This window comes from Burkholderia sp. 572 (assembly GCF_040545135.1).
Lineage (GTDB): Bacteria > Pseudomonadota > Gammaproteobacteria > Burkholderiales > Burkholderiaceae > Burkholderia > Burkholderia cepacia.
Genome location: NZ_JBEPLH010000004.1, coordinates 239035 through 262125, shown reverse-complemented (window position 1 = coordinate 262125; position 23091 = coordinate 239035). Strand labels below are relative to the sequence as shown.

Here is a 23091-nt window from a genome sequence, read left to right as displayed (position 1 = left end):
CCGGGGACTTGGCTAGGGTGGTGACGAGCAGGAACCCTGCGCTGGTCGGCACGATCGTGGCGATTCAGCGGCTGCGGTCAGATGGTCGATGGGATGTGCTGCTCGAGAAGCCCGCGTTCGGTTTCACGGGAAGAATGAAGCGGCCTGTCGTTACGCGGGAGTTTTCATTCTGGGATGCATCGCTGGAGCCGCTTCCACAAGAAGCGTGGAGGATCAGTCGCCGACTGGCCTGTCTTCGTCCTGAGCAGACGAACGGTGCGGAGCTGACTGTGCTAACAGCCCACTGATGTACGCCTCGACTTTGGCGCGGCCAATCTCGTCGAGCCGATCGTAGCCTGGCGGAACCGGCTCGGCTTCATCGCCGAATTCGAGCCACTCCAATGTGGTTTGAAGCGCGCGCGCGAGTGCGAACCCGTTCGTGGTCGTAGTGCTGCCGCCTCTTTCAACCTTGGCGATTGCCGGCTGCGATACGCCGACAAGTTCCGCGACGTGCTTCTGGGATAGGCCCAGTGCCTCGCGACGTTCCTTCGCCCGGCGCCCGAATTCAGGATTTTCCATAGCGGGCATCCTATAACCTTGGTTGTAAGCCGGCAAATAACCAAAGTTCTTGCGGATAAATAACTTTGGTTATAGTATTGCCGCATGAAACCGACCAATTGCTCCGTGCCGGCTCTGCTTGCAGCGATCCAGAAAGCTGGGTCGCAGTCCGCACTTGCCCGCCTGATCGGCAAAAAGCAGCCACACATTCACAAGTGGCTGCATTCCCCAAATGCAATGAGACCTGAGAACTGCGTTCTCGTGGGGAATGCCGTCGGCATCCCATACAGGGACTTTCGTCCCACCGACTGGCACCTGATCTGGCCTGATCCCGCCGTAGCAACTGAGCTGGGACGTTTGGGCGCGTGCACTGCAGAAGGGGGGCAGCGCGACGCGCTCCGTACAGGCGTCGAGTGATGGCGATGGTTCGCATTAGCTGAAAGCTGGCCAGGTGTTTTCCTGGCCTTTATTTCGCCCCGGCGCCAACTGGGTAAGCAAGTGGGTAATCAACTGGGTAACGATTGATTTTTCGTATGAACCAGACCGAATTCAGGATGTTCGCGCCGTGGGTCCAAGCCGCGACGCTGCCGGACGGAGAAGTCGAGGCGATGAGCTTCGAGGACTGCCTGACGCGCGCGCTCGAGCTGGGCTTGCGCCGCTTCGACCGGAAGACCCTCGCGCTGAACTGCGGGATTCACTATCCGCACTTCGCCGACTTGGTCGCCGGCCGCCGTCCGTTCCCGGCGACGAAGCTGCACCTGTTCTGCATGTTCACGGGCTGTGACTACCCGCGGCAGTGGCTCGCCATCCAGGAGCGCAAGGCGATCGAGGAATACCGTCGGCTCAGCCAGCAGGCGATCGGCGAGTTCGTTCAGCAGGCGTTCGGCCAGCGGCAGGCGGCGGCATGACCTTGACGCTCAGCCACCGCGACGTCGGCAAGCACTTTGCCCGCAAGCTCGGGCGCCCCATGACCTACCTCGGCCTCATTGAGGAAAAGCACCTTTTCATCTTCCGCGATCCCCCGCAGGACTACCTCGCGTTCCGGGCCGACCAGCTCTGGATGCTCGAGCGTGTGCGTCCCGAGGCGGCGCCGATCGACGGCACAAAGGAGGGCGGCTCGTGCTGACCCAACTGTTCGAGCGCGCGGCGTTCCGCGCAGGCTGGCGCGCCGCGCGCGCCGGCGTCCCGTTGCACGAGAATCCGCTGCGCGGCGCGCTCGCGCAGTTCGCGAAGCAGTGGGGGCGCGGCTGGGCCGCGGCGAACGACTGCCCGCGTCCGTACAGCTTCTACGACTGGGAGCAGGGCATCTGCGCGGCGTCACCTGAGCCGTATCGGGAGGCAGCGTGAAGCGCCCATCGAAAGCCGCGATCGCTCGCGAAAACGTCAGCCGGCTGGCGTCGATCGGCCTCGCCGCGCTCGAGTATGACCATGCACGTGTCGACGCGAATGCTGAGCGCAAGTCGCTGATTGCCGCCCGCAAGCTCTGGAGCGAAGACCCCGAGCGTAGCGACGACACGCCGCACGAGTGCGAAGAGCAATACGCGCTGTCGGCGAAGAAACGCACGCGGGCCCGCGCCAGACTGCTCCGACAGATCGCGCGGTACCGCGAATGGCTGGCCGAGGTGACGGCATGACGTGGGCGCACGACGACCTCGCCAAAGATCTCGCTGCGCATCTTCACGGCGCCTCCGATCGCCTCGTATGGACCGACATGCAACTCGGGCCGGCCGGCTCGCCGCGACCGGACGTTTACACCGTGCCGTGCTCGTTCGCGCGGTTCCAGCCGGTCGCGTACGAATGCAAGATCAGCGTCGCCGACTTCCGGCGAGACGTGACGGCCGGCAAGTGGACGTCGTACCTGCGCTTCGCCGCCGGCGTGATCTTCGCCGCGCCCGCCGGGCTGCTGAAGAAAGAAGACATCCCCGCCGGCTGCGGCTTGATCGTGCGTGGCCCGGACGGCTGGCGCTCGCTGAAGGGCCCGACGCTGAAGAACATGGAGAACCTGCCGCGCGACGCGTGGATCAAGCTGATCATCGACGGCATGGCGCGGCTCGCGGATCAAAACCACGAGCAGCTGCGTGCAGGTCTGTGCAACGAATGGACGCTCGAAAAGAAGCTTCGCGCGCGCCTCGGCGACGTTGTCGCGGATGCCGTGCGGGACCAGCTGCATGCGGAGCGCCGACTGAAGACGGCCACCGAGCGGCTCGAGAACCTGGCCGAGGAGGCGGAAAACGAACGGCGGCTGATCCTCGATCGAGCGAAGGAGCATGCGGAGCGCGACGCGGCGCAAGTCGACGCCGCACGGATCGAGCTCGCGCGTGCGCTCGGGCTGCCGGCGAGCGCAGGGGCATGGGAAATCGCCAGCGCCTGCAAGCAGGCCGCACGGCGGATCAGCGTTGATCCAGAGGTCAAGCGACTCCGTCAGCAGCTGGAGCGCATTCAGGTTGCGATTGAGTCGGCTGCCGAACCGCTGCCGCACATCGCGCGGGAGGGTGCATGACAGGAGTCACGCGCCCCGTCCTGAGATATCACGGTGGCAAGTTCCGCCTCGCGCCGTGGATCATGTCTTTCTTCCCGGCGCATTCCTGCTACGTCGAGCCGTTCGGAGGCGCGGGATCCGTGCTGCTTCTGAAGGATCGCGTCGGCGCCGAATGCTACAACGACCTCGACGGCAACATCGTCAATATCTTTCGCATCCTGCGCGATGTCGATCGCGCGCTTGAACTGCAGCGGCGCTGCGCGCTGACGCCGTTCGCACGCGACGAGTTCGACTGGTCCTACGAGCCGGCGACCGACGAAATGGACGCCGCTCACAAGCTCATCGTGCGTTCGTTCATGGGCCATGGCAGCGACAGTGCCACGCGCAGTTGCCGCACCGGCTTCCGCTCGAAACTGACGGACGGGCGCGTCCTGCCGGCCTACGAATGGGCCACATGGTCTGACGCGATCCCGGTGTTCGCGCGTCGCCTGCAGGGCGTCGTCATCGAAAACCGTAACGCGCTCGAGGTAGTGGCGCGGCTCGACGCCGAGTCCACCTTGTTCTATGTCGACCCGCCGTATGCGCACAGCACGCGTTCGTCGCTTGCCGGTCGCAGCTCGAGCACTCACGGCTACCGCCATGAAATGACCGACGACGATCATCGCGCACTCGCGGCGGCGCTCCGCGGCGTGCGCGGCATGGTGGTGCTGTCGGGCTATCCCAGCGCTCTGTACGACGACGAGCTCTACTCGGATTGGGAGCGCTTCGAGCGTCGACACCAGGCCGACGGCGGGCGCGTGCGTACGGAAGTCGTCTGGCTGAATTCCGCATGTACTGCAGCGCTCGAGCAAGAGCGCGCGCAGGCGAGGCTGATTTAATGAACGACCTCCCGAATCCTCTCACCCCAGCGGACTGCAACCTCCGCGATTTTCCGTTTATGCCGCTCGAGGTGAAGCGCCTGTTGACGTCCGAAACGTGGATCCTCGGCACCGGCGACGAGCGCGCGGCCGCGATCACGTTGTGGCTTGAGAGCTGGCATCAGATTCCGGCCGCCAGCCTGCCGGCCGACGACCGCATGCTCGGCCATCTGTCGCAGGCGAAGAACTGGAAGCGCGTGAAGGATCACGCACTGCGTGGATGGGTGAAGTGCGCCGACGGTCGGCTCTATCACCCGGTCGCCGCTGAGAAGGTGCTGGAGGCGTGGTTGTCGAAGCTCACGAGCAGCCTGTCGGGCTCAGTCGGCAATGCCAAGCGATGGGGGATAGAGATCGACACGGTTGCCGTTCGCAAGCAGGTTGTCGAGGCAGCGCACCTGCTGAAGGGCGTCGCCCCCCAATCGGAATGGCTGCGGAAAAAGCAGGTGAAAGACATCGTGGCCGATTCGAGTCGCGATCCCAACCCGATCGCCCCCCGATCACCAACGCAATCGCCCCCCGATTCGCCCCCCGATCGCAAGAGAGAAGGAGAGGGAGATGTAAACACAGCAAGCGGCGGCGGCACAGCACAGGGAGGTGGGGAAGAACCGCCGATCGCCGCCGCCGCTTTCGTCGAAATCCTTCGCTCGTCGGGCGTCGGCTTCGCCGCCGATGACGCGCGGCTTGCCGGTTGGCCCGCGCGCGGCGTGACGGTCGACGACCTGCGTGCGGCCGTCGCCACGGGGCGCAAGCGCCGAGAGCGAGAGCGCTCCGAGCAGCCGCTCAACGTCGGATTCCTCGACACGATCCTCGGCGATCTCCTCGCCGCGCGCGCCGCGACGCCAGCGACAGGCACGTGCGCCGTCGGCGATTGGTGGCGATCGTGGACCGGCATCGTCGAGCACGGCAGCACGCTCGGCGTCGAGCAGGGCCGCGACGAACCTCCGTTCGATTTCAAGCTGCGCGTGTTCGAAGCGGCCGGCGACGGCCCGTGGTGGGACGACCACAACCGCGCGTTTCGCAACACTGCCGGGCCCATCGCGGCCGGCGCTTTGATGGGGGAAGGGCGATGAACTGCAAAGTCGGCGACATGGCCGTGATCACGCGTGGCAAAGCCCGCGACCGCATCGTCGAGGTGAAGGCGCCTTACGGCGATTACCTGCACCTCGGCTTCTGCTGGTTCGTCGAGGCACCGACGCCTATCCCGGCGACGGACGTTCTCACGTTTCGGCCATGCGAGCTGAAGACCGGATGGATTCCGGATGCGTGGCTGCGCCCGATCAGCGGCGTGCTGGTGACCGACGACGTGGCCGGCGAGGTGACGGCATGACCCAGCAGTCGCTCATCGCGGCATCGCCGGTCGCGCAGCGCGTCGAGTTCGTCGTTCCGGGTGCGCCTCTCGCGAAGGGGCGGCCGAGGTTCGCACGCCGCGGCGCGCACGTCACAACCTACACGCCCGAGAAAACCGAGCGGTACGAGAACCTCGTGAAGATGGCCGCCCGCGCGGCGATGCGCAGCGCCGCACCGTACGCCGGCCCGATTCGGCTGATCGTGCACATCGGCCTGCCGATCCCGGCGAGTTGGTCGAACAAGCGCCAGGGCGAGGCGGCCGCCGGCGCCATCGGCGCGACGAAGAAGCCGGACGCCGACAACGTTGTCAAGGCGTTGAAGGACGGCATGAACGGGGTGGTGTACGTCGACGACGGCCAGGTCGTCGACCTCTGGGTGTCGAAGCGCTACGCGCGCACGCCGGGCGTGCGGATCGAGGCGATCGAATTGAATCTGAAGTCAGCATAAGGAGCGGGGCCTTGAAAGCAAACGGAAAACTCACGATCAACGCCATCATCGCGGCCATGAAGCCCGGTGTTCGGTATTCGGCGCACGACCTCGCACGCCGCATGAAGCATCCCGTTTCGTCGGTGCGCCAGTTGCTCGCGCTCGACGTTGCGCTCGCGCGGCTGGACTGCCATTCGGAGAGTCGCGGCCGGATGTACTCGCTCGCGGGCACGAGCCGCTCGCCGGGCACGCACGTCGACACTCGGATCCGCCCAGACTTCACCAGCAACCTCTCGGGCTACATGTCCGAGCTCACCACGCGCCAGGCGCTGGCGATGACGACGCGGGGTGTACGATGAGCGACATCGTCGAGTTCAAGTCCGCGTTCGACGCGGTCCGCTTCGCGCTCTGCTACTCGTCGCAGCAGTACGGCGAGACGATGCTGGCGAAGCGGTTGCGTGGCGAATCGATCGGCACCGGCATGGGCCTGGTTGGGCTCGACGGTGCCGGGCAGGCCGGGGAGATTCGCCGGCATCTCTGGGAACTGCCGGAGCTACACCTGTCCGTGATCGTCGCGCGCGCAGCGCCGCACGACCTGCCGTGCTCGTGCGGTGCGGTATGCTGCAGTGGCCGCACACCGAATATCGAATGGCAGGCGGCGATCGGCTGGCTGATTCGGGCGTCCGCCGCGTACTGCTCGGGGTTCTCGCACTACCGCGTGCGTCGAGCGATCATCGAGCGCCTGTTCGGGGTGAAGTGCGACCTGGTCGACATCGCGCACGACTGCGAAGCGCACGTGAACACCGTCAGCAAGCAGAACTCCGCGGTGCGGAAGTGGATCGAGGGCGACAAGAAAACCGGCGAGGCGGGCGTCGAGGGGCTCGCTTGGTCCGTTATCGAGCGACGGTTCAGCGAGCTCGGATTGCTGCAGGAACGATCGACTGCTTGACAATGTGTGTTTCGCACACAATAATCCGCCATATTCGATACACGTCATAGGTGCGTCCGAAGCAAGCAAGCCCGCGAAAGCGGGCTTTTTTGTTGCCTTCGCGCCGCGCTATACTCAACCCGGCCTTAGCGGTGCCGGCGGGAAAGACGCAGCGAGGTGATCAGCCAGCGCGCCGAAAGGTGCAGACGGGTTTCCGCCGCCCTGCTGGCACCAGAATTTCCGAGCCCGCTGAGCGAAAGCCAGCGGGCTTTGTCACTTTCTCGGCTTTTAATAAGTCACACCTGATTTGCTACAGGGCGTCTATTTCCTTGGCGATCTTGGCGACAAATGCACCTACAAATTTTCCAAGCTCCTCGCCATTTTTGGTTGGGTCCATAAACCATCGGTCGCCGGTGGCGGGCGCGATTAAACCGGATGCGAGTGCTGTTTTGACGAGTTCGACGGCCTGCTCTGTTGCTCGTGCTGTGGTCATTAATGCTCTCCTGTTAGCGCTTATTAGACGGGTGTCCGCAGCTGCGTTCGCGGCCATGGAGATATTGCGTTAATTAAGTGATTTCAGTCAATGTTGTTGAATTATTTTAATAGTTTCTTTTTTTAATAAAATTGGCGGAATTGGCTTGATTGTTTAATTATTTGAATCAAACTGCAGATATCACAAGATGATCAGATCTGCTGTGAAAGCGAATATGTTGCCAGTATCTCGCCCATCGCCGCCTGACGGCTTGTTTGACGACTTGAACTGGATACGGAGAATCGTGCCGGCCGACGGCGTCGCCGAGTGGGTGAACGAGACGCTCCTGCGAGCGGGCGCGTCGCTGCACAATCCCGACCACGCGCACCTGGTCGACGCTGACGTCGCCTATCTCTGGGCTGCCGTCGAGAACGTCCGTCAGATGCGCCGCGTCGTCGGCCAGTGCGAAGAGGTGACGATCCGCGCCGGCGGCTGGCAGCGCGCCAGGCAGGAGCAGCAGTTCCTCGAATGGTTCGGCCGCGTGCCGGCCTTCCTGATCACGCTCGACGCGCACTACGCACGCGATTGCAGTGACCTGCAGTGGTGCGCGCTCGTCGAGCACGAATTGATGCACATCGCTCAGAAGACGGATGAGTTCGGCGCCCCAGCCTTCACGAAGGATGGGTTTCCCAAGCTGGGAATCCGGGCGCATGACGTTGAAGAGTTCGTCGGGATCGTGGAGAGATACGGCGTTGGTGATCGCGACGGATCCATCGCCAAGATGGTCAGAGCCGCGAACGCAGGCCCGACCGTTTCGTCGGTATCAATCGCGCGCGCATGCGGGACATGTATGTTGAGGTCGGCATGAACGAAGAACAGTGGCGTGTCATTCTCCAGTGGCCGAACTATGCAGTCAGCGATCATGGGCGGATCAAGCGGCTCACGAACCGGAACAGCGGTATCGCCGGCAGAGTGCTCGCGACCTTCCTGGTTTGCGGCTACCCGTCGGTGAATCTATCTCGTCCTGGAAAGCGCCAGTCGGTTCGTATTCATCGGATCGTCGCCGAAGCGTTCCTCGAGCGGCCGGCCGGCGCGTCGGAGGTGAATCACATCGATGCCGACCGTGCCAACAACCACATCTCGAATCTGGAGTGGGTAACCGCGAGCGGCAATCGGCTTCACGCGTACCGAGCCGGCGGTCTTTCGGCTGTCGGCGAGCAGAACGGGTACTCGAAGCTGACCGAGTGCGCGGTGCGTGAGATCCGCCAGCTCGATCGCAGCGAAATCGGGCTGGCGCAGAAATTCGACGTCTCCATCCGTACTATCCGCGATGTCCGAGCGCGTCGCACTTGGACGCACATCTGACGCGCGGCGCCGCGTAGCCTATCCGAACGTTTCCCGCTATGGCAGCACTTTCCGACGCGATCAAGGTGTACATCGTGCAGGCGCTGGCGTGCTTCGAGACGATCTCGCGCACCGCGAAGGCCGTGCGGGAGGAGTTCGGCGTCGAGGTGTCGCCACAGCAGTGCGAGCGCTACGACCCGACGAAGCGGGCGGGCGAGACGCTCAGCAAGAAGTACCGCGTGATCTTCGAGCGCACGCGAGAGGAATTCCTGAACGACACCTCGCGCATCGGCGTCGCGCACCGCGCGGTGCGCCTGCGCAAGCTTGATCGCGCCGTCGGCGTCGCCGAGGAGCGCGGCAACATCCCGCTGATGGCTCAACTGCTCGAACAGGCAGCCAAGGAATCAGGGGACGCATTCACGAACAAGCACCGGCTCGAACACACCGGTAAGGACGGCGCCCCAATCGATCAGAGGACGGTCGTCGTCGATGAAAAGCAGGTCGCAGACGCCGTCGCCAAGCTCGAAAACGAGTATTGACCCCGCCATCGAGCGGGCCGTCCTGAAGGCGAAGTGCGAGCGGGACCACCTGTTTTTCAGCCGGTACTTCTTCAAGCACCGGCAGGCGATCAAGTTCCGCGTCAACTGGCACCACGTGCTGATCGCCGACACGGTGCAGCGCGTGATCGACGGCACGCTGAAGAACGTCGTCATCAACGTGCCGCCGGGCTCGTCGAAGACTGAGCTGGTCGCGATCAACCTGATCGCGCGCGGCCTCGCACTGAACCCGCGCGCGCGGTTCCTGCACATCAGCTACTCGGACGACCTCGCGCTGCTGAATAGCGAGACGGCGCGCGACATCGTCGCATCCGACGAGTACCAGGCGCTCTGGCCGCTGAAGGTGGCTGACGACGCGAAGTCGAAGAAGCGCTGGAATGTGCTCGTCGATGGGAAGAAAGCCGGCGGCGTGTACGCCGTGTCGCTGGGCGGTCAGATCACCGGCTTCCGGGCCGGCCACATGGCCGAGGGCTGGCAGGGCGCGCTGATCATCGACGACCCCCTGAAGGTCGAGGACGCGTACAGCAAGACGAACCGGGACAAGGCGAACCGCAAGCTGCTGTCGACCGTGAAGAGCCGGAAGGCGAATCCGGACACGCCGATCATCGTGATCATGCAGCGGCTCGCCGAGGAAGACCCGACGGGCTTTATCAAGGCCGGCAAGCTGCCGGGCGACTGGGAGTTCATCGAGATCCCGGCGCTGATCACCGACGAGTACGTCGCGAAGCTGCCGGCGCACATCCGCGACCGCGTCGAGTGCGAGGAGCGAGACGAGGACGGTCGGTACAGCTACTGGCCGTACAAGGAACCGCTGCAGGAGCTGCTCGCACTCGAGAAGGCCGACGCATACGTCTTCAACGGCCAGTACATGCAGCGGCCGTCGCCGCTGGGTGGCGGGATCATTCAGAGCGGCAAGTTCCTGCGCTACGGCGCGCTGCCGCAGCTCCAGTACCGGAAGATCTTCGCCGACACGGCGCAGAAGACCGCCGAGCGGAACGACTACAGCGTGTTCGAGTGCTGGGGGCTTGGGTACGACAACCGCCTGTACCTGATCGACCTGGTGCGCGGGAAGTGGAAGGCGCCCGAGCTGAAGCGTCGCGCGATCGACTTCTGGAACAAGCATGCGGCCATCGGCGCCGACGATCCGGGCGCGCCGGTGCTGCGCCAGATGAAGGTCGAGGACAAGTCCAGCGGTACCGGACTGATTCAGGACATTCAGGCCGAGGGCGGCATCCCGATCGAGGGCATCGAGCGCGTGAAGGACAAGCTGACGCGCGTGATGGATGTCGTGAGCCATATCGACGCCGGCAACGTCGGCGTGCCGCTGGATGCCCCATGGGTCAGCGATTTCTTGACCGAGTGCGACTCGTTCACTGCTGACGACACGCACATGCACGACGACCAGATTGACCCGATGGTCGACGCAATCAACGACATGCTGGGAGGCGCGAAGGACCTGTCGGTCTGGGAGCGGCTTGCCGGTTGAGCACGACAGGATTTCCCGGAATGTCGAAACGGAAGCAACAGACGCGGCCGCCGCGCGCGCCGGCGGCAACGCACGGCCATCGCACGGTCGATTCGTTCGCCAACTTCGAAGCGCGGCTCGGATGGGGCGCCGACAACCAGGCGTCAGCGGCGCAGTACACGCTGTCGTACCAGAGCCGCAACCGAGTCTGGTTGGAGGCGGCGTATCGCGGTTCGTGGATCGTGCGCGCCGCGGTGGACGCGATCCCGGAGGACATGACCCGCAAGGGCATCGAGATGTCCGGCCTCGATCCGACCGACGTGTCGAAGATGGAGACGGCGCTCACGCGCAAGGCAATCTGGGATCAGCTCTGCGACACCGGCAAGTGGGCGCAGCTGTACGGCGGTGCGATCGCGGTGATGCTGATCGACGGCCAGGACATGTCGCAGCCGCTTCGGCGCGAGACGATCGGGAAAGGTCAGTTCAAGGGCCTGCTAGTGCTCGACCGCTGGATGGTTGCGCCGCCGGTCGGCGAAGTCGTGACCGAGTTCGGCCCCGATCTCGGCATGCCGAAGTTCTACGACGTGCTGCCGACGGCGATCGGTTTGCCGCAGGGGCGCATTCACCATTCGCGCGTGCTGCGGATGGACGGCGAAGCACTGCCGTTCTACCAGCGCATCAGCGAGAACGGCTGGGGCCTGTCGATCCTCGAGCCGATGTGGGACCGGCTCATCGCGTTCGACAGTGCGACGGTGGGCGCTGGACAGCTCGTCTACAAGGCGCATCTGCGCACGCTGAGCGTCGAGAAGCTGCGCGAGATCATCGCGGCCGGCGGCCCGGCGCTCAACGGCCTGCTGAAGCAGGTCGAAATGATCCGGCTCGGGCAGTCGAACGAGGGCATCACCCTCATCGACGCGACCGACAAGTTCGAGACGCACCAGTACTCGTTCAGCGGGCTGTCCGACGTGATGCTGCAGTTCGCGATGCAGCTCAGCGGCGCGACGGGTATTCCGCTCGATCGCCTGTTCGGCCAGCAGCCGGCCGGCCTGAGCGACACCGGCGAAGGATCGCGCCTGCTGTATCACGAGAAGGTGCACACGCGGCAGGAGCGGCGGCTGCGCAATCCATTGCACGGGCTGCTCGACGTGATGTGTCGTTCAGAAATCGGGCAGCCGCTCCCCGAGGACTTCTCGTACGAGTTCAACCCGCTGCAGGAGATGTCAGCCGCCGAGAAGGCGGAGATCGGCAACAAGACGGTCGACTCGGTGACGAAGGCCGTCGACGCCGACCTGATTCCCCGCAGCCAAGGCATGCGCGAGCTGAAGGCGTCGTCGCCCGACACCGGCATGTTCGGCGACATCCCGGACGAAGCAATTGAGCAGGCCGAGCGCGACGAAGAGGGCGAGGACCCGCCGGGTATCGATCCGACTCTTCCGCTCGGCCCGGCACCGGGCGCGGCCGCGCGCACGAACGATTCTCTGCTTCGCAGGCTTTTCCGACGTCGATGATCCTCACCCTCGATCGAAAGCGCGACCGGCGCAAGAACCCGGTCCGGCTGAGCGGCGCCGAGCGTCAGTACGGCAGTCAGTTGCGAAAGATCGCCCATCAGGTCAGCGTGCTCGTGAACGGCTTTCCGGCCGATGACGCGTCGTATGCGCCGACGATCGAGGAACTGTTGCGGCGGTACGCCGAGGCGCTCGCGCCGTGGGCGGAAGCGACCGCCGCGCGCATGATCGCCGACCTGAACCGGCGTGACGAGCAGATGTGGATGAAGCAGGCCGCAGACATGTCGCGCGCGCTGCGCGAAGAGATCCGCGGCGCGGCCACCGGCGAGACGATGCGTGCGCTCCTGTCTGAGCAGGTGCGGTTGATCAAGTCAATTCCTCTGGACGCTGCGGAGCGCGTGCACCGGCTGACGCTGGAGGGAATCGTCGACGGCGCGCGCGCCGCGCAGATCTCGAAGGCGATTCAGGAGTCCGGGCAGGTCGCGAAAAGCCGGGCCGACACCATCGCGAGAACCGAGGTTAGCCGCACGGCCGCGACCCTCACCGAGGCGCGCGCGCTCGACGTGGGCAGTCCCGGCTACTTCTGGCGGACGTCGGGAGACTCGGACGTGCGCGAGGACCATCGCGAGCTGGAAGGCAAGTTTTTCACGTGGGACAAGCCGCCGGTCGCGGATAAGCGGTCCGGCGCGCGGGCGCATCCGGGCTGCATCTACAACTGCCGGTGCTGGGCGGAAGTTGTGCTTCCGAAGGACTGAAATGGCGAATCGAATCACTTTGCGCGTATGCGTGCGCACTGCATGGTGGCTGCCGCTGTATGTCCGACTACTGGCCGCCTGGTGTCGTCTCACCCGGACCGAACCCAACTACGAGCGAGTCCGCAGCGTCATCGCGCGCGGCGTCCGAACCAGCATCGAACACTGAACGTTCAGCAATCGCGCGCACTCCGTAGCAGCCGGGCCAAGCCCGTTAGACCCGACTGATCAATGCCCAAGCATCTGCACATCTACTTCCATACGTATGACGCGTCGTGGGAGGAATCGAAGCATCCGCGAGCCGCGAACGGCCAGTTCGGAGCAGGCGGCGCCACTGGGCCGACGGCGGCCGCGCCGACGACGCTGAAGGGCAATGAGCTTGGCGACTTCACCAGCATGAAGGAACTACGCCAGAAGGCGATCGCCTACGGCAAGCAGTTCGCTGGGAAGAAGTTCAAGAACGTGGCGACGGGCAACCAGATCGAGGTGACGAACGGTGGGATCCGACACACCGTGGCGACCGGTCACGATGAGGTGCTGCGTTCCATCCCGGCATTGCCGGACCTGTTGACGAAGGCTCGGTTGATCGACTCGCAGACCGACAAGCGCGGCGATCCGAACGTCAAGGCGGTCGAGACGTACTCAGCTCCGCTCAAGCTGGACGGCAAGAACTATCGGGCGGTGATCACGGTGAAGGTGTTCTACGACGGCCATCGGTACTACAACCAGGGCCTGGTGCGGGAAGGGGAATAGGGCCGGCCGTCGTTTAAATAAGGCACCCCCTGCCTTTCGGCAGTCGGCTCACCTCCGGCGACCGTCCCAGTTCGCATTATAGCCAAGTCCTCGCGACTTGCAGATTCCCTGCTGAATCAACGACGTACCTCCAATTTCGATCCAGATGCGGACCATTCGAATTCCAACGGCGGACCACGCTTGTGGTTGCGGCGCCGGCGGCGCGCGCGCACGCGCGCATACGCGCGACGGCATCACCGCGTCGGGCGTGTATGCGACCGAGCAACTCGGCGAGCGGCAGTCGATCACGCCGGAAGGTTTCCTGCTCTGCGAGGCCGTGCCGATCGCGCGCGTAGGCGCGCAGGACTACGCCTATTTCGAGCTGCCCGAGATCGAGGCGAAGGATGGCGTCATCGTCGCCGAGCGCACGGCCGACGTGCTGTTCAGCCCCGAGACGCTCGCCAGCTTCGAAGGGAAGCCGATCACGATCGACCACCCGCCGGATTTCGTGACGCCGGCGAACTACATGTCGGTGGCGCGCGGCACGGTCCGCAACGTACGGCAAGGTGAGGGTGACCAGGCCGAGCTGATGCTCGCCGACCTACTGATCACCGACGCCGAGGCGATCCGACGTGTCCAGAGCAAGGGTGCGGACGCGCTCACGCAGGTCAGCAACGGCTACGACGCCGACTACGAACAGATTGCGCCTGGGCGGGCGCGACAGGTGGTGATCGTGGGCAACCACGTCGCCCTCGTGAAAAGCGCCCGCTGTGGCCCCGTGTGTTCGATCGGGGATAGCAGTTCCAACCTACTCCCGACAGGAGATGCAAGCATGGCAACCAAGAAAGGCTCCAAGTTCGTCGACGCGTTGCGAAAGGCGTTCATGACGCGCGATTCCGAAGCGTTCGAGAAGGTCGCGAGCGAGATGACCGGCGACGAAGGCGGCGAGGGTGGCGACGGCCAACCCCAGATTCACATCCACATGCCCGGTACCGGCGCCGATCCGAAGGCGGCGGTATCCGCGACGGGCGACGATGGTGTGGGCGGTGGCGAAGGCGATCCGCTCAAGCAAGTGCTCGACGCGATCCAAGCCACCAACGGCAAGATCGACGCGCTCGCCGATCGCGTGACGAAGCTCGAAGGCGGGGGCACGCAGACCGGCGACGGTGACGGCGATGACGACGATCTGGACGGTACCGGCACGATGGACAGCGACGGTGCCGGCGAAGGCGACGACGACAAGACCGGCACGCGTACTGGCGACAGCACCGCGCTGCGCGACCAGTTCCAGGACGCGCTCTCGCGCGCCGAGATCCTCGCGCCGGGCGTGCGGCTGCCGACCTTCGACGCGAAGGTTGCACGCAAGAAGACGGTCGATGCCATCTGCGTGCTGCGCCGCCGTGCGCTGCGCGCCGCGCTGGAAAACGAGAACGCCGAACTGGTCAAGCCGGTGGTCGGCGGCGCGAACGTGGCCAGCATGACCTGCGATTCCGTGACGGCGTTCTTCAATGCAGCGTCGGAGGTCGTGCGCGGCAAGAACTCCGGCATGACGCAGCGCCGGACGAACGATTCCACTCAGGCCGAGCGGAAAGACATCAACGCAATCCACGCGGAATTCTGGAAGGTCCGCAAGTAAAGGAGCCGACATGCCCTCGTTGCAAGCTTATCAATATCGCATGCCGGCAGGCTTTGCCGGTGACCTTCAGCGCGCCGAAGTCGCCACGATCGAGACGCAACTGATCGATCCGGCGGTGCCGCCGACGGCTTTCGGTGTGCCGGTGAAGATGGTGAACGGCAAGATCCAGCCGATCAACAACGCGGCCGACACCGCCGCGCTCGTCTACGGCGTGAACCTGCGCGCGTACCCGATCCAGGGCAACGGCAACGATCCGCTCGGCACGTCGACGCCGCCGACCAGCGGCCCGACCGACATCCTGAAGCGCGGCTATTTCAATGCCGCGCTGGGCGGAACCGCGCCGGCCACGAAGAACGGTACGGTGTACGTGCGCGTCGCGGCGGCCGCCGCCGGCAAGCCGCTCGGTGGTTTCGAAGCGGCATCCGACGGCACCAACACCGTCGCGATGCCGGCGAACTGGTACTTCACCGGCCCGGCCGACGCATACGGCATCGTCGAAATCGCCGTCAACATCTGATCCGGCGCTGAACAGCGCTTCACCCGAAGCCCCGCAATCGCGGGGCTTTTGCATTTCTGGAGCCATTACATGGACATGTCCGAACTGAAGCACCTGCGCCGGGCCGGGGCCTCGATCCCGATGTCGGCGGCCGTCGCGGACGCGACGCGCCGGCTGATCCGCGCGCGTACGCAGGACCAGCAGTACACCTACGATCGCCAGACGATCGACTCGACCGGCGCGTTCCTCGTCGGCCAACTGGAACGCCTCGACCAGACGCTGAACGAGCCGCTCGTCGAGTACACCTGGTCGCGCGACATCTACATCCGCAGTGACGTGTCGGCGGCCGACGAAGTCGCGTCGTTCACGAACTCGGCGTTCGGGATGAGCGGCGGTATCAACCCGAACGGCCTGAACTGGATCTCGAACGAGGGCAACGCGCTCGCGGGCCCGTCGGTCGACATCGGAAAGACCGCTCAGCCGATGCTGCTCTGGGGTGCCGAGGTCAAGTACACGGTGCCCGAGCTCGTGAAGTCGCAGCAGCTCGGCATGCCCATCGACTCGCAGAAGGTCGAGGCGATGAACATGAAGCGCAACATGGACCTCGACCAGATCGTGTACTACGGCGATCCGCAGATGAGCTTCACCGGCCTGGTGAACTCGATCGGTGCTGTCGGGAGCGTTTCGAACGTCGCGAACGGCGCGGCCGGTACCCCGCAGTGGGAGACGAAGACTCCGAAGGAGATCCTCAAAGACGTCAACGAGATTCTGACCTCGGCATGGCAGGCGTCCGGCTGGAAGGTGAAGCCGAACCGCCTCATGCTGCCGCCCGCGAAACTCGGTTGGGTTGCATCGCAGATCGTCAGCGACGCCGGCAACAAGTCGATCCTGACGTACCTGCTCGAGAACAACATCTGCACGCAGCAGGGCACGCCGCTCGAAATCCTCGAGCTCAAGTGGCTGATCGGCGCCGGCGCCGGTGGCACGCAGGGCCAGCTCGGCACCGTCGATCGGATGGTCGCGTACAACAGCGACAAGAAGTACGTCCAGTTCCCGATGACGGACCTGCAGCGCACGCCGCTCGAGTATCGCTCGCTGTTCCAGATCACGACCTACTGGTCGCGTATCGGCCGCGTCGAATGGCGCTACGGCACGACGGCCGCTTACCGGGACGGTATCTGACATGACAAAGATCAACGTTCTGACGGCGTTCACGATCCGGCTGGCACGCGAGGGCGAGGAAGTCATTCGCCGCGTCGAGGCTGGTGTGCAGGAGGTCGAGGACTTCATCGCCGAGCACTGGTACGCGAAGGCACACACCGGCCCGCTGCCGGAGACTTCCGGCGATTCGGCTGGATCGCAGAGCGACGCGACCGATCAGGCGGCGGCAGCCGCAGCGGCGAAGGCGAGCCTCCAAGCCGAGTCCGATCGTCTCGACAAGCTGCGCGCCGAGCTCGATACGTTCGGCAAGGGCCTGGACGACCGCGCGGCGGCGCTCGACACGCGCGAAGCTGCGGTTGCGGCGAGCGAGCAGGATCTCGCCGCGCGGGTTGCCGCCTTCGACGCAGCCCAGAAGGACTCCGCGGCGGTCGCGAAGGATGGCGCAGCCGACGGCGCGGCGCAGAAGTCCGGCAGCGGGAAGAAGGCATAATGGCCTCCCGGCGCTGCGCCATGCTGGCGCGCGCCGGGCATCCGCATATTGGCAAGGTGACACGTGGATATCGCCCAGTTCCGACAGTCGTTTCCCGAGTTCAACGACACGACGACATACCCCGACTCGCTCGTCCAATTCTGGATGACGGTCGCGGTCTCGCTCGTCAATGCCGATCGCTGGGGCGAGCTGACTGATCTGGGCGTCGCGCTGGTCACTGCGCATCATCTCGCGCTGGCGTTGAAGGATCGGAAGACGGCGGCAGTCGGCGGCGTGCCCGGGCAGGTGACCGGGCCGCAGTCGTCGAAGGCCGTCGACAAGGTCAGCGCCAGCTACAACACCGAGGCCGTCGCCATCAAGGACGGCGGCTTCTGGAACGCCACGATGTACGGCGTTCGTTATCTCAGCCTGGCGCAGATGATGGGCTCGGGCGGCATTCAGCTGTAATGCCGCAGCTGCCCATCGGGAGAATCCCATGGGCAGCATGAAAATCGATCGCCTCGACGAGGTGCTGAAGTCGATCAGCGGGCTCGTGCAGAAGGAGGTGCTGGTCGGCGTGCCGGACAGCACCGCTGGCCGGAAGGATGAGGGCGAGCCGCTCAGCAACGCCGAGATCGGCTACATCATGGAAAACGGCTCGCCCGCGAACAACATCCCGGCACGCCCGCATCTGGTGCCCGGCGTGCAGGACGCGCGGCCGAAGTTCGAGCCGCAGCTTCAGAAGGGCGTCGAGGCGGCGCTCGACGGCGACCTCGAACAGGTTGAGCGTCGGCTCAAGTTGGCGGGCCTCGCGGGCCAGAATTCCGTGCGCGCGAAGGTCAACAGTAACGTCGCCCCCGAACTGGCCGAATCGACGCTGGCCGCGCGTCGGCGCCGCGGCGTCACGCGTGAGAACACGCTGGTCGACACGGCCCAATATCGCAACGCGATCACATACGTGGTCCGCAAGAAGTAGTTCCCAGTCTCTCCGATCCAAGAGCGGCAACGAGCTGCCCTTTTTCGTTGGTGCCCGCGCTATGGCCTTCCTCGACGTAACCGAGGTCCTGCTCGATCCCGATTTCATGGATACGGGCCTGATCTGCAATCGCATGACGCAGACGGTCGACGGCCATGGCCGCGCACAGAACACCGCGACATCGACGCCGTTCGCCGCCGTCGTGACGAGCGACAAGGGCGACATCCTGCACCGCAACGCCGACGGCAGCCGGATCATCGGCTCGATTACCCTGCACACGATGTTCCGGCTGATGGACGGGAGTGCCGGCCATGACGCCGACGAAGTCGTGTGGGCGGGGCGCACCTACACCGTCGTGAACGTGAACGACTATTCGCACTTCGGCCGCGGCTTCGTCTGCGCGACGTGCGACCTGAAGCCTCTTTCGGGATGACCCCATGAACGACAGCTCGACCGGCGGATACCTGGCGCCAGCCGTCGATGCGCCGCCGGCCGAGGACGATGCCCTTGACGATCTGGTGCACGACCTGATTGCGGGCGTCACGGCGCTGCCGCCTGACCTCGTGCGGCCGCGCTGGCAGCCGACCGTGCCGAAGCAGCCTGAGCCGTCCGTCGACTGGTGCGCGTTCGGCGTGCAGGAGCAGGAGCCGGACGCGGGCCCGGCGATTCATCACGACGGCACGGGTGACGGGCACGACACGTATATCCGGCACCAGGACGTCGATGTGATGTGCACGTTCTACGGGCCGCGTGCGAAGGGTTATGCGCAGCGGCTCGCCGACGGGCTCGCGATCCCGCAGAACCGCGAGCAGCTCCAACTGCAGGACATGGCATTCGTCGGCGTCGGCCCGATCCGCGCGGCACCGGACCTCGTCAACCAGCAATGGGTGCGGCGCTACGACATGACCGTGACGCTACGCCGCAAGGTAACGAGGCGGTACAGCGTACTCAATCTGGTCGGTGCTCTCTGGGTAATCGAGTGAACTATATGGTGCTGGGGCCGCCTGCGCTATGGTTCGGGTCGAGTAAGTTGCGAAATGCCGCCTCGAGCGCTCTTCTTGCAGACGGAATCTCATGTTTTAGAGCACCCCATGCCTTCATGTGCTGTTCGATTTTCGCTTGCTGATTCTGTGCGGTTAATGACCCGTCCGGGATGTTTATCCATGCCCCAAATTTAAGGAGGACTTCTCGAATCGTCTTCGAAAGCTCGTCGACTTTATCGCACACATCTTCTGGAACATAGAGCCGATTGTGCTCGAAATGAATCATGAATTGTCTGAGACTTTCGCTGGCGTCGCTGTATTTTTCACTCACTGGAGTGTCGCCGGCCAATTGAAGTGGTGCGAGTGCGGAGTCGATCTTGATAATTGCATCGACGAGCAAGCGATTCGATTCGGATATCGCGGCCGCTCGCTTTTCGTAAAGATTAGAAAATCTGAGCTGGTAGTCATACGATTTGAGTTGCAGTTCTGATTTTAAATTTTCTGATTTTATTTGATTCGCGTACTGGCTGTCTATTTCGTACGCTTTTAGTTTAAATGTGAGCTCGCTGTCAAATTTCTTAAGTTCTTTGGATAGCCATTGTCCGATTAGCGATTTTGCTAGATACGCGACTGCGCCAATCAATATTGTTGGTCCGCCGACTGCGGCTATAACGATTTTCCAAAGTTCCATGTGAATTCCCCGTAGGTGGATTGGTGTTTATTTACGTATTGCGAGAAATATCCTACAGGAATTTTCTTTCTTGCAGATTACATGTGAGGGATATATGACCACGGGATTGCCGGTATCGCGTCTGATCAATGTGATGATCAACCTTGCCGCGCTGGCGGCGCAGGGCGCGAATTTGAACACTGCGTTGATTCTCGGCCCGTCGGCCGTCATCGATACCAACGAGCGAGCGCGCTCGTACGGTGGCATCGACGAGGTGACGGCCGACTACGGCACCAACACGCCGGAGTACTACGCGGCGGCTCTCGCGTTCAACCAGGTGCCGCAGCCGCAACAGATCATGATCGGCCGTTGGGCGAAGACCGCCACCTCCGGATCGCTGCGTGGCGGTGTGTTGTCGACGGCGCAGCAGGACATGACCGCCTGGAAGGCGATCACAACCGGCGCGTTCAACATCACGATCGATGGCACCGCGAAGACTGTCACCGCTCTCGATTTCTCGGCGCAGACGAACCTGAATGGGGTCGCGACGGTGATCAACGCGAAGCTGACCGGCGCGACGATCGCGTGGAACGGCTCGCGGTTCGTGGTGACGTCGAGCACGTCCGGTACCAGCTCGACCGTTGGGTTCGCGACCGCGCCAGGCAGTGGCACGGACGTGTCGTCCATGCTCGGACTGACCAGCAGCCTCGCCGGTACGCCGGCGGCCGGCATTGCACCGGAACAGCCGGTGGACGCTGCTGCGGTGTTCCTTGACCGCTTTGCGAACCAATTCCTCGGTCTCGACTTCGCTGACGCGTCGATCACCGACGCGCAGCACATCGCGGTCGCAACGCTCATCGAGGCCGACCAGCGCCATATTTATGGCATCACGACGCAGAACCCGCAGGTGCTCGACTCGACTGTGTCGACCGACATCGCAAGCAAGCTGAAGGCGCTGAATCTCCAGTACACGGTCGTGCAGTACTCGAGCGCGACGCCGTACGCGGTGTCGTCGCTGCTTGGCCGGCTGCTGACGGTGAACTTCGACGGGAACAACACGACGATCACGGTGATGTTAAAGCAGGAGCCGAGCGTCGCTGCCGAACAACTGACCAGCACGCAGGCGAACACCCTGCAGGCGAAGAACTGCAACGTGTTCGTGAACTACAGCAACGACACGTCGATCATCCAGTATGGCGTGACACCGAGCGGCCTGTTCATCGACTCGGTATACAACGCGATCTGGTTCCGTAACCGGATCGAGACGGACGTCTACAACCTTCTGTACCAGAGCCCGACGAAGATCCCGCAGACCGACGGCGGCAACGCCACGATCGCGGCCACGATCTCCGCGGCCGGCGAGGCGGGGGTGAACAACGGGTATCTCGCGCCGGGCGTCTGGAATTCGGCCGGTTTCGGCGCGCTGAGTCAGGGCGACACGCTGGCGCAGGGCTACTACGTCTATGCACCGCCGATCGCCACGCAGTCACAGGCCGATCGCGAGGCGCGCAAGTCCGTCACGTTCCAGGTCGCGGCGAAGGAAGCCGGCGCGATCCACAGCGTCGACATCCTCGTCAACGTCAACCGCTAACAAGGGCATCTCAACATGACGACTTACAGCTTTCAGGACGTCGCGGCGACGATCGTGGGCCCGGGCGGGGCGTTCTCGCTCGGCTACGGCGAAGCAACCGCGGAAGAAGGCATCACGATCGTGCGCGCGGGCGACAAGAACACGATGACGATCGGCTCGGATGGCGAGGGCATGCACAGCTTGCATGCCGACAAGTCTGGTCAGGTCACGCTGCGCTACCTGAAGACCGCGCCGATTAACGCGAAGCTGATGGCGCTGTACGACGCACAGTCGCTCGACAGTCGCCTGTGGGGCAAGAACCTGATCGAGGTTCGGCAGACGGCGGCCGGCGACGTGATGACCGCGCGCAGCTGCGCGTTCAAGAAGGCGCCGGATCTGAAATACGCGAAGGACGGCGACATCGTCGAATGGGTCTTCGACTCGATCAAGATCGACAACATCCTCGGGACGTACTGAGCATGACGACCGAAGTCCAACTGAACAGCGTGCGATACGCGATCGGCAAGCTGAGCGCGATGCAGCAGTTCCACGTGTCGCGGCGCATCGCGCCGATCATCCCGCCGATGATTCCGGTGCTGATGAAGTTCTACGCCGAACTCGAGCAGGCCGATGTCGCGCGCGAGCAGGCCCGCGCGAACGCCGCGCTTGCGGCGCTCACCAGCGGCGAGGAGGCGGCGCCTGTAGTCGACCAGCCGCGCGAGCTGCTGACGCTCGTCGACGCAATCGCGCCGGTGCTGCAGCCGTTCGCTGATGCGCTGGCCAGCCTGAAGGACGAGGACGCTGAATACGTCTTCGGTACGTGCCTGTCTGTCGTCGAACGCTGGCAGGGCGCCGGTTGGGCGAAGGTCTGGAACATCGCTCACAAGACGTCGATGTTCGACGACATCGGAATCGACGTGATGCTGCCGCTCGTCGTGCGCGTTGTGGTGGCGAACCTGGGCAATTTTATTCAAGGTCTCCTTTCCAGCCCCGGGGCGAGCGAGACCTCAGCTCGTTAGAGTTACGGAGCCTTCCGGGAGGAGAGGACTGGCTGTTGTATCCGGTCATGCGCGGCATGTGTAGCTACGAGAGCTTGAAGGATGGCACGTTGGACCTCGCCGACATTGCGCTGATGAATGACATGCTAGCGGTTCAGGGCGAGAATCAAGCGCTTATTCAGGAGCATCTGAGTAGGATTCAAGAGGCAGGCGCCTAAACTCGTCCTGCATCTCCTTCAGCCGTGCAATTCTCGCTTTGTGCGCTTCCTCCGCTGTGGCGAAGTTCCCGACATGGATTTGCTTCCCGTCGAGACCAATGCGAGCGCGCCATACCCCTCTACTGGGTCGCCAGTCGACTCCGGCATAGCCAGACTTGTTGCACGCGTATGCGCCTCGGTTGCGCATGTTTTCGGCATGCGTAGCTTCGCGGATCTGAGTGATTCGATTGTCAGATCGGCGACCGACTCGATGGTCGAGTTCGTCGTCCGGCCATCTCCCGTGAATGTACAGCCACGCGAGGCGATGCGCCTTGTGCATTACTCCGTCGATGCTAATGTCAACGTACCCTTGGTTGTTGCTGCCGGCCTTCGATCCAGCTTTCACGGTTCCGCGAGATACGCGCCACTTGAATTCGCCAGTTCCAGGATCATAGTGAAGTAGCTGTTTGAGAC

35 protein-coding genes are annotated in these 23091 nt (G+C 63.8%); 31 read left to right on the top strand and 4 right to left on the bottom strand.

Features of this window, described 5'->3' with window-relative positions; translation table 11 throughout:
- Nucleotides 1-213: 213 nt before the first annotated feature.
- Nucleotides 214-558 carry a helix-turn-helix transcriptional regulator gene (locus tag ABIC51_RS09810; RefSeq protein ID WP_060318105.1) on the bottom strand — a complete coding sequence of 115 codons (345 nt, stop codon included), beginning with the start codon at nt 556-558 and terminating at the stop codon, nt 214-216.
- Between the two features lie 84 nt (nt 559-642).
- Here ABIC51_RS09810 and ABIC51_RS09805 point away from each other — a divergent pair, with 84 nt between their 5' ends.
- The 12 genes from ABIC51_RS09805 to ABIC51_RS09750 all read left to right on the top strand — a co-directional run bounded on the left by ABIC51_RS09805 (nt 643) and on the right by ABIC51_RS09750 (nt 6655).
- On the top strand, nt 643-954 hold the full coding sequence (locus ABIC51_RS09805; RefSeq protein WP_081080722.1) for a transcriptional regulator: 312 nt from the start codon (nt 643-645) through the stop codon (nt 952-954).
- Between the two features lie 116 nt (nt 955-1070).
- Nucleotides 1071-1445 carry a hypothetical protein gene (locus ABIC51_RS09800; RefSeq protein WP_021161594.1) on the top strand — a complete coding sequence of 125 codons (375 nt, stop codon included), beginning with the start codon at nt 1071-1073 and terminating at the stop codon, nt 1443-1445.
- On the top strand, nt 1442-1663 hold the full coding sequence (locus tag ABIC51_RS09795; RefSeq protein WP_175899987.1) for a hypothetical protein: 222 nt from the start codon (nt 1442-1444) through the stop codon (nt 1661-1663). The genes ABIC51_RS09800 and ABIC51_RS09795 overlap by 4 nt, the downstream gene beginning before the upstream one ends.
- Nucleotides 1657-1884 carry a hypothetical protein gene (locus ABIC51_RS09790; protein ID WP_354006446.1) on the top strand — a complete coding sequence of 76 codons (228 nt, stop codon included), beginning with the start codon at nt 1657-1659 and terminating at the stop codon, nt 1882-1884. The genes ABIC51_RS09795 and ABIC51_RS09790 overlap by 7 nt, the downstream gene beginning before the upstream one ends.
- A complete protein-coding gene (locus tag ABIC51_RS09785; RefSeq protein ID WP_059584255.1) occupies nt 1881-2171 on the top strand; it encodes a hypothetical protein in 291 nt (96 codons plus the stop codon). Before ABIC51_RS09790 ends, ABIC51_RS09785 begins: the two co-directional genes overlap by 4 nt.
- Nucleotides 2168-3037 carry a hypothetical protein gene (locus ABIC51_RS09780; RefSeq protein WP_354006445.1) on the top strand — a complete coding sequence of 290 codons (870 nt, stop codon included), beginning with the start codon at nt 2168-2170 and terminating at the stop codon, nt 3035-3037. Before ABIC51_RS09785 ends, ABIC51_RS09780 begins: the two co-directional genes overlap by 4 nt.
- Nucleotides 3034-3894 (top strand): DNA adenine methylase, encoded by an 861-nt coding sequence (locus tag ABIC51_RS09775; protein ID WP_354006444.1) that lies wholly within the window; start codon nt 3034-3036, stop codon nt 3892-3894. The genes ABIC51_RS09780 and ABIC51_RS09775 overlap by 4 nt, the downstream gene beginning before the upstream one ends.
- The gene (locus ABIC51_RS09770; protein WP_354006443.1) at nt 3894-5003 is read left to right on the top strand and encodes a DUF1376 domain-containing protein; all 1110 of its coding nucleotides are present in this window, start codon (nt 3894-3896) and stop codon (nt 5001-5003) included. Before ABIC51_RS09775 ends, ABIC51_RS09770 begins: the two co-directional genes overlap by 1 nt.
- Nucleotides 5000-5260: a hypothetical protein gene (locus ABIC51_RS09765; RefSeq protein WP_136470458.1), complete on the top strand. Its 261-nt coding sequence runs from the start codon at nt 5000-5002 to the stop codon at nt 5258-5260. The genes ABIC51_RS09770 and ABIC51_RS09765 overlap by 4 nt, the downstream gene beginning before the upstream one ends.
- The gene (locus tag ABIC51_RS09760; protein ID WP_354006442.1) at nt 5257-5727 is read left to right on the top strand and encodes a RusA family crossover junction endodeoxyribonuclease; all 471 of its coding nucleotides are present in this window, start codon (nt 5257-5259) and stop codon (nt 5725-5727) included. Before ABIC51_RS09765 ends, ABIC51_RS09760 begins: the two co-directional genes overlap by 4 nt.
- Before the next feature lie 11 nt (nt 5728-5738).
- Nucleotides 5739-6065 (top strand): hypothetical protein, encoded by a 327-nt coding sequence (locus tag ABIC51_RS09755; protein WP_175899971.1) that lies wholly within the window; start codon nt 5739-5741, stop codon nt 6063-6065.
- Nucleotides 6062-6655, top strand: a complete 594-nt coding sequence (locus ABIC51_RS09750) for a DNA-binding protein (protein ID WP_175899968.1) — start codon at nt 6062-6064, stop codon at nt 6653-6655. The genes ABIC51_RS09755 and ABIC51_RS09750 overlap by 4 nt, the downstream gene beginning before the upstream one ends.
- A gap of 289 nt (nt 6656-6944) precedes the next feature.
- Here ABIC51_RS09750 and ABIC51_RS09745 read toward each other — a convergent pair whose 3' ends face one another.
- Nucleotides 6945-7127 (bottom strand): hypothetical protein, encoded by a 183-nt coding sequence (locus ABIC51_RS09745; protein WP_354006441.1) that lies wholly within the window; start codon nt 7125-7127, stop codon nt 6945-6947.
- Nucleotides 7128-7341: 214 nt separating this feature from the next.
- Between ABIC51_RS09745 and ABIC51_RS09740 the strand changes: the two genes are divergently transcribed.
- The 15 genes from ABIC51_RS09740 to ABIC51_RS09670 all read left to right on the top strand — a co-directional run bounded on the left by ABIC51_RS09740 (nt 7342) and on the right by ABIC51_RS09670 (nt 19182).
- Nucleotides 7342-7974: a putative metallopeptidase gene (locus ABIC51_RS09740; RefSeq protein WP_481192965.1), complete on the top strand. Its 633-nt coding sequence runs from the start codon at nt 7342-7344 to the stop codon at nt 7972-7974.
- Nucleotides 7971-8471 carry an HNH endonuclease gene (locus tag ABIC51_RS09735; protein WP_354006439.1) on the top strand — a complete coding sequence of 167 codons (501 nt, stop codon included), beginning with the start codon at nt 7971-7973 and terminating at the stop codon, nt 8469-8471. The genes ABIC51_RS09740 and ABIC51_RS09735 overlap by 4 nt, the downstream gene beginning before the upstream one ends.
- A gap of 38 nt (nt 8472-8509) precedes the next feature.
- Nucleotides 8510-8989: a DUF2280 domain-containing protein gene (locus ABIC51_RS09730; protein ID WP_334004304.1), complete on the top strand. Its 480-nt coding sequence runs from the start codon at nt 8510-8512 to the stop codon at nt 8987-8989.
- Nucleotides 8940-10493, top strand: a complete 1554-nt coding sequence (gene terL, locus ABIC51_RS09725) for a phage terminase large subunit (protein ID WP_354006438.1) — start codon at nt 8940-8942, stop codon at nt 10491-10493. The genes ABIC51_RS09730 and terL overlap by 50 nt, the downstream gene beginning before the upstream one ends.
- Nucleotides 10494-10513: 20 nt before the next feature.
- Nucleotides 10514-11980: a DUF1073 domain-containing protein gene (locus tag ABIC51_RS09720; protein WP_354006437.1), complete on the top strand. Its 1467-nt coding sequence runs from the start codon at nt 10514-10516 to the stop codon at nt 11978-11980.
- On the top strand, nt 11977-12732 hold the full coding sequence (locus ABIC51_RS09715; protein WP_354006436.1) for a phage head morphogenesis protein: 756 nt from the start codon (nt 11977-11979) through the stop codon (nt 12730-12732). The genes ABIC51_RS09720 and ABIC51_RS09715 overlap by 4 nt, the downstream gene beginning before the upstream one ends.
- Nucleotides 12733-12960: 228 nt before the next feature.
- Complete coding sequence (locus ABIC51_RS09710; protein WP_354006435.1) at nt 12961-13482, top strand: LPD3 domain-containing protein; 522 nt, start codon at nt 12961-12963, stop codon at nt 13480-13482.
- A gap of 145 nt (nt 13483-13627) precedes the next feature.
- Nucleotides 13628-15097 carry a DUF2213 domain-containing protein gene (locus tag ABIC51_RS09705; protein ID WP_354006434.1) on the top strand — a complete coding sequence of 490 codons (1470 nt, stop codon included), beginning with the start codon at nt 13628-13630 and terminating at the stop codon, nt 15095-15097.
- A gap of 10 nt (nt 15098-15107) precedes the next feature.
- Entirely contained in the window at nt 15108-15614 is a 507-nt protein-coding gene (locus ABIC51_RS09700; protein ID WP_354006433.1) for a structural cement protein Gp24, read from the top strand.
- Between the two features lie 69 nt (nt 15615-15683).
- Entirely contained in the window at nt 15684-16775 is a 1092-nt protein-coding gene (locus tag ABIC51_RS09695) for a DUF2184 domain-containing protein (RefSeq protein ID WP_322073338.1), read from the top strand.
- 1 nt (nt 16776) lies between these two features.
- Complete coding sequence (locus ABIC51_RS09690) at nt 16777-17244, top strand: STY1053 family phage-associated protein (protein ID WP_354006432.1); 468 nt, start codon at nt 16777-16779, stop codon at nt 17242-17244.
- Nucleotides 17245-17307: 63 nt separating this feature from the next.
- Nucleotides 17308-17691: a DUF4054 domain-containing protein gene (locus tag ABIC51_RS09685; RefSeq protein WP_124838950.1), complete on the top strand. Its 384-nt coding sequence runs from the start codon at nt 17308-17310 to the stop codon at nt 17689-17691.
- A gap of 28 nt (nt 17692-17719) precedes the next feature.
- Nucleotides 17720-18199 (top strand): hypothetical protein, encoded by a 480-nt coding sequence (locus ABIC51_RS09680; protein WP_354006431.1) that lies wholly within the window; start codon nt 17720-17722, stop codon nt 18197-18199.
- Nucleotides 18200-18260: 61 nt separating this feature from the next.
- Entirely contained in the window at nt 18261-18632 is a 372-nt protein-coding gene (locus ABIC51_RS09675) for a hypothetical protein (RefSeq protein ID WP_354006430.1), read from the top strand.
- A 4-nt stretch (nt 18633-18636) separates the two neighbouring features.
- Nucleotides 18637-19182 carry a phage neck terminator protein gene (locus ABIC51_RS09670; RefSeq protein ID WP_354006429.1) on the top strand — a complete coding sequence of 182 codons (546 nt, stop codon included), beginning with the start codon at nt 18637-18639 and terminating at the stop codon, nt 19180-19182.
- A gap of 1 nt (nt 19183) precedes the next feature.
- Here the strand turns inward: ABIC51_RS09670 and ABIC51_RS09665 are convergent, their stop codons facing one another.
- Nucleotides 19184-19873 (bottom strand): hypothetical protein, encoded by a 690-nt coding sequence (locus ABIC51_RS09665; protein WP_354006428.1) that lies wholly within the window; start codon nt 19871-19873, stop codon nt 19184-19186.
- A 94-nt stretch (nt 19874-19967) separates the two neighbouring features.
- Here ABIC51_RS09665 and ABIC51_RS09660 point away from each other — a divergent pair, with 94 nt between their 5' ends.
- The 4 genes from ABIC51_RS09660 to ABIC51_RS40845 are packed head-to-tail and all read left to right on the top strand — an operon-like array spanning nt 19968 to nt 22638.
- On the top strand, nt 19968-21443 hold the full coding sequence (locus ABIC51_RS09660) for a DUF3383 domain-containing protein (RefSeq protein WP_354006427.1): 1476 nt from the start codon (nt 19968-19970) through the stop codon (nt 21441-21443).
- 15 nt (nt 21444-21458) lie between these two features.
- On the top strand, nt 21459-21899 hold the full coding sequence (locus tag ABIC51_RS09655) for a phage structural protein (RefSeq protein ID WP_060276460.1): 441 nt from the start codon (nt 21459-21461) through the stop codon (nt 21897-21899).
- A 2-nt stretch (nt 21900-21901) separates the two neighbouring features.
- Nucleotides 21902-22441, top strand: coding sequence for a phage tail assembly chaperone (locus ABIC51_RS09650; RefSeq protein ID WP_175899923.1), 540 nt, complete (start codon nt 21902-21904; stop codon nt 22439-22441).
- Between the two features lie 47 nt (nt 22442-22488).
- Nucleotides 22489-22638, top strand: coding sequence for a DUF6889 family protein (locus ABIC51_RS40845; protein WP_416360338.1), 150 nt, complete (start codon nt 22489-22491; stop codon nt 22636-22638).
- On the opposite strand, the gene ABIC51_RS09645 is transcribed toward ABIC51_RS40845, so the two are convergent.
- Nucleotides 22595-22957, bottom strand: coding sequence for an HNH endonuclease signature motif containing protein (locus ABIC51_RS09645; protein WP_354006479.1), 363 nt, complete (start codon nt 22955-22957; stop codon nt 22595-22597). The genes ABIC51_RS40845 and ABIC51_RS09645 overlap by 44 nt on opposite strands.
- Nucleotides 22958-23091: the final 134 nt, after the last annotated feature.

Bases quoted from the DNA above. Each gene is read 5' to 3' on its own strand.
- ABIC51_RS09735 (WP_354006439.1), top strand. From the start codon at position 7,971: ATGAACGAAGAACAGTGGCGTGTCATTCTCCAGTGGCCGAACTATGCA.
- ABIC51_RS09730 (WP_334004304.1), top strand. From the start codon at position 8,510: ATGGCAGCACTTTCCGACGCGATCAAGGTGTACATCGTGCAGGCGCTG.
- ABIC51_RS09675 (WP_354006430.1), top strand. From the start codon at position 18,261: ATGGCCTTCCTCGACGTAACCGAGGTCCTGCTCGATCCCGATTTCATG.
- ABIC51_RS09715 (WP_354006436.1), top strand. From the start codon at position 11,977: ATGATCCTCACCCTCGATCGAAAGCGCGACCGGCGCAAGAACCCGGTC.
- ABIC51_RS09695 (WP_322073338.1), top strand. From the start codon at position 15,684: ATGGACATGTCCGAACTGAAGCACCTGCGCCGGGCCGGGGCCTCGATC.
- ABIC51_RS09705 (WP_354006434.1), top strand. From the start codon at position 13,628: ATGCGGACCATTCGAATTCCAACGGCGGACCACGCTTGTGGTTGCGGC.
- ABIC51_RS09780 (WP_354006445.1), top strand. From the start codon at position 2,168: ATGACGTGGGCGCACGACGACCTCGCCAAAGATCTCGCTGCGCATCTT.
- ABIC51_RS09660 (WP_354006427.1), top strand. From the start codon at position 19,968: ATGACCACGGGATTGCCGGTATCGCGTCTGATCAATGTGATGATCAAC.
- ABIC51_RS09760 (WP_354006442.1), top strand. From the start codon at position 5,257: ATGACCCAGCAGTCGCTCATCGCGGCATCGCCGGTCGCGCAGCGCGTC.
- ABIC51_RS09720 (WP_354006437.1), top strand. From the start codon at position 10,514: ATGTCGAAACGGAAGCAACAGACGCGGCCGCCGCGCGCGCCGGCGGCA.
- ABIC51_RS09775 (WP_354006444.1), top strand. From the start codon at position 3,034: ATGACAGGAGTCACGCGCCCCGTCCTGAGATATCACGGTGGCAAGTTC.
- ABIC51_RS09750 (WP_175899968.1), top strand. From the start codon at position 6,062: ATGAGCGACATCGTCGAGTTCAAGTCCGCGTTCGACGCGGTCCGCTTC.
- ABIC51_RS09670 (WP_354006429.1), top strand. From the start codon at position 18,637: ATGAACGACAGCTCGACCGGCGGATACCTGGCGCCAGCCGTCGATGCG.
- ABIC51_RS09800 (WP_021161594.1), top strand. From the start codon at position 1,071: ATGAACCAGACCGAATTCAGGATGTTCGCGCCGTGGGTCCAAGCCGCG.
- ABIC51_RS09805 (WP_081080722.1), top strand. From the start codon at position 643: ATGAAACCGACCAATTGCTCCGTGCCGGCTCTGCTTGCAGCGATCCAG.
- ABIC51_RS40845 (WP_416360338.1), top strand. From the start codon at position 22,489: ATGCGCGGCATGTGTAGCTACGAGAGCTTGAAGGATGGCACGTTGGAC.
- ABIC51_RS09765 (WP_136470458.1), top strand. From the start codon at position 5,000: ATGAACTGCAAAGTCGGCGACATGGCCGTGATCACGCGTGGCAAAGCC.
- ABIC51_RS09655 (WP_060276460.1), top strand. From the start codon at position 21,459: ATGACGACTTACAGCTTTCAGGACGTCGCGGCGACGATCGTGGGCCCG.
- ABIC51_RS09740 (WP_481192965.1), top strand. From the start codon at position 7,342: ATGTTGCCAGTATCTCGCCCATCGCCGCCTGACGGCTTGTTTGACGAC.
- ABIC51_RS09770 (WP_354006443.1), top strand. From the start codon at position 3,894: ATGAACGACCTCCCGAATCCTCTCACCCCAGCGGACTGCAACCTCCGC.
- terL (WP_354006438.1), top strand. From the start codon at position 8,940: ATGAAAAGCAGGTCGCAGACGCCGTCGCCAAGCTCGAAAACGAGTATT.
- ABIC51_RS09810 (WP_060318105.1), bottom strand. From the start codon at position 558: ATGGAAAATCCTGAATTCGGGCGCCGGGCGAAGGAACGTCGCGAGGCA.
- ABIC51_RS09665 (WP_354006428.1), bottom strand. From the start codon at position 19,873: ATGGAACTTTGGAAAATCGTTATAGCCGCAGTCGGCGGACCAACAATA.
- ABIC51_RS09700 (WP_354006433.1), top strand. From the start codon at position 15,108: ATGCCCTCGTTGCAAGCTTATCAATATCGCATGCCGGCAGGCTTTGCC.
- ABIC51_RS09650 (WP_175899923.1), top strand. From the start codon at position 21,902: ATGACGACCGAAGTCCAACTGAACAGCGTGCGATACGCGATCGGCAAG.
- ABIC51_RS09645 (WP_354006479.1), bottom strand. From the start codon at position 22,957: ATGCACAAGGCGCATCGCCTCGCGTGGCTGTACATTCACGGGAGATGG.
- ABIC51_RS09710 (WP_354006435.1), top strand. From the start codon at position 12,961: ATGCCCAAGCATCTGCACATCTACTTCCATACGTATGACGCGTCGTGG.
- ABIC51_RS09680 (WP_354006431.1), top strand. From the start codon at position 17,720: ATGGGCAGCATGAAAATCGATCGCCTCGACGAGGTGCTGAAGTCGATC.
- ABIC51_RS09690 (WP_354006432.1), top strand. From the start codon at position 16,777: ATGACAAAGATCAACGTTCTGACGGCGTTCACGATCCGGCTGGCACGC.
- ABIC51_RS09795 (WP_175899987.1), top strand. From the start codon at position 1,442: ATGACCTTGACGCTCAGCCACCGCGACGTCGGCAAGCACTTTGCCCGC.
- ABIC51_RS09745 (WP_354006441.1), bottom strand. From the start codon at position 7,127: ATGACCACAGCACGAGCAACAGAGCAGGCCGTCGAACTCGTCAAAACA.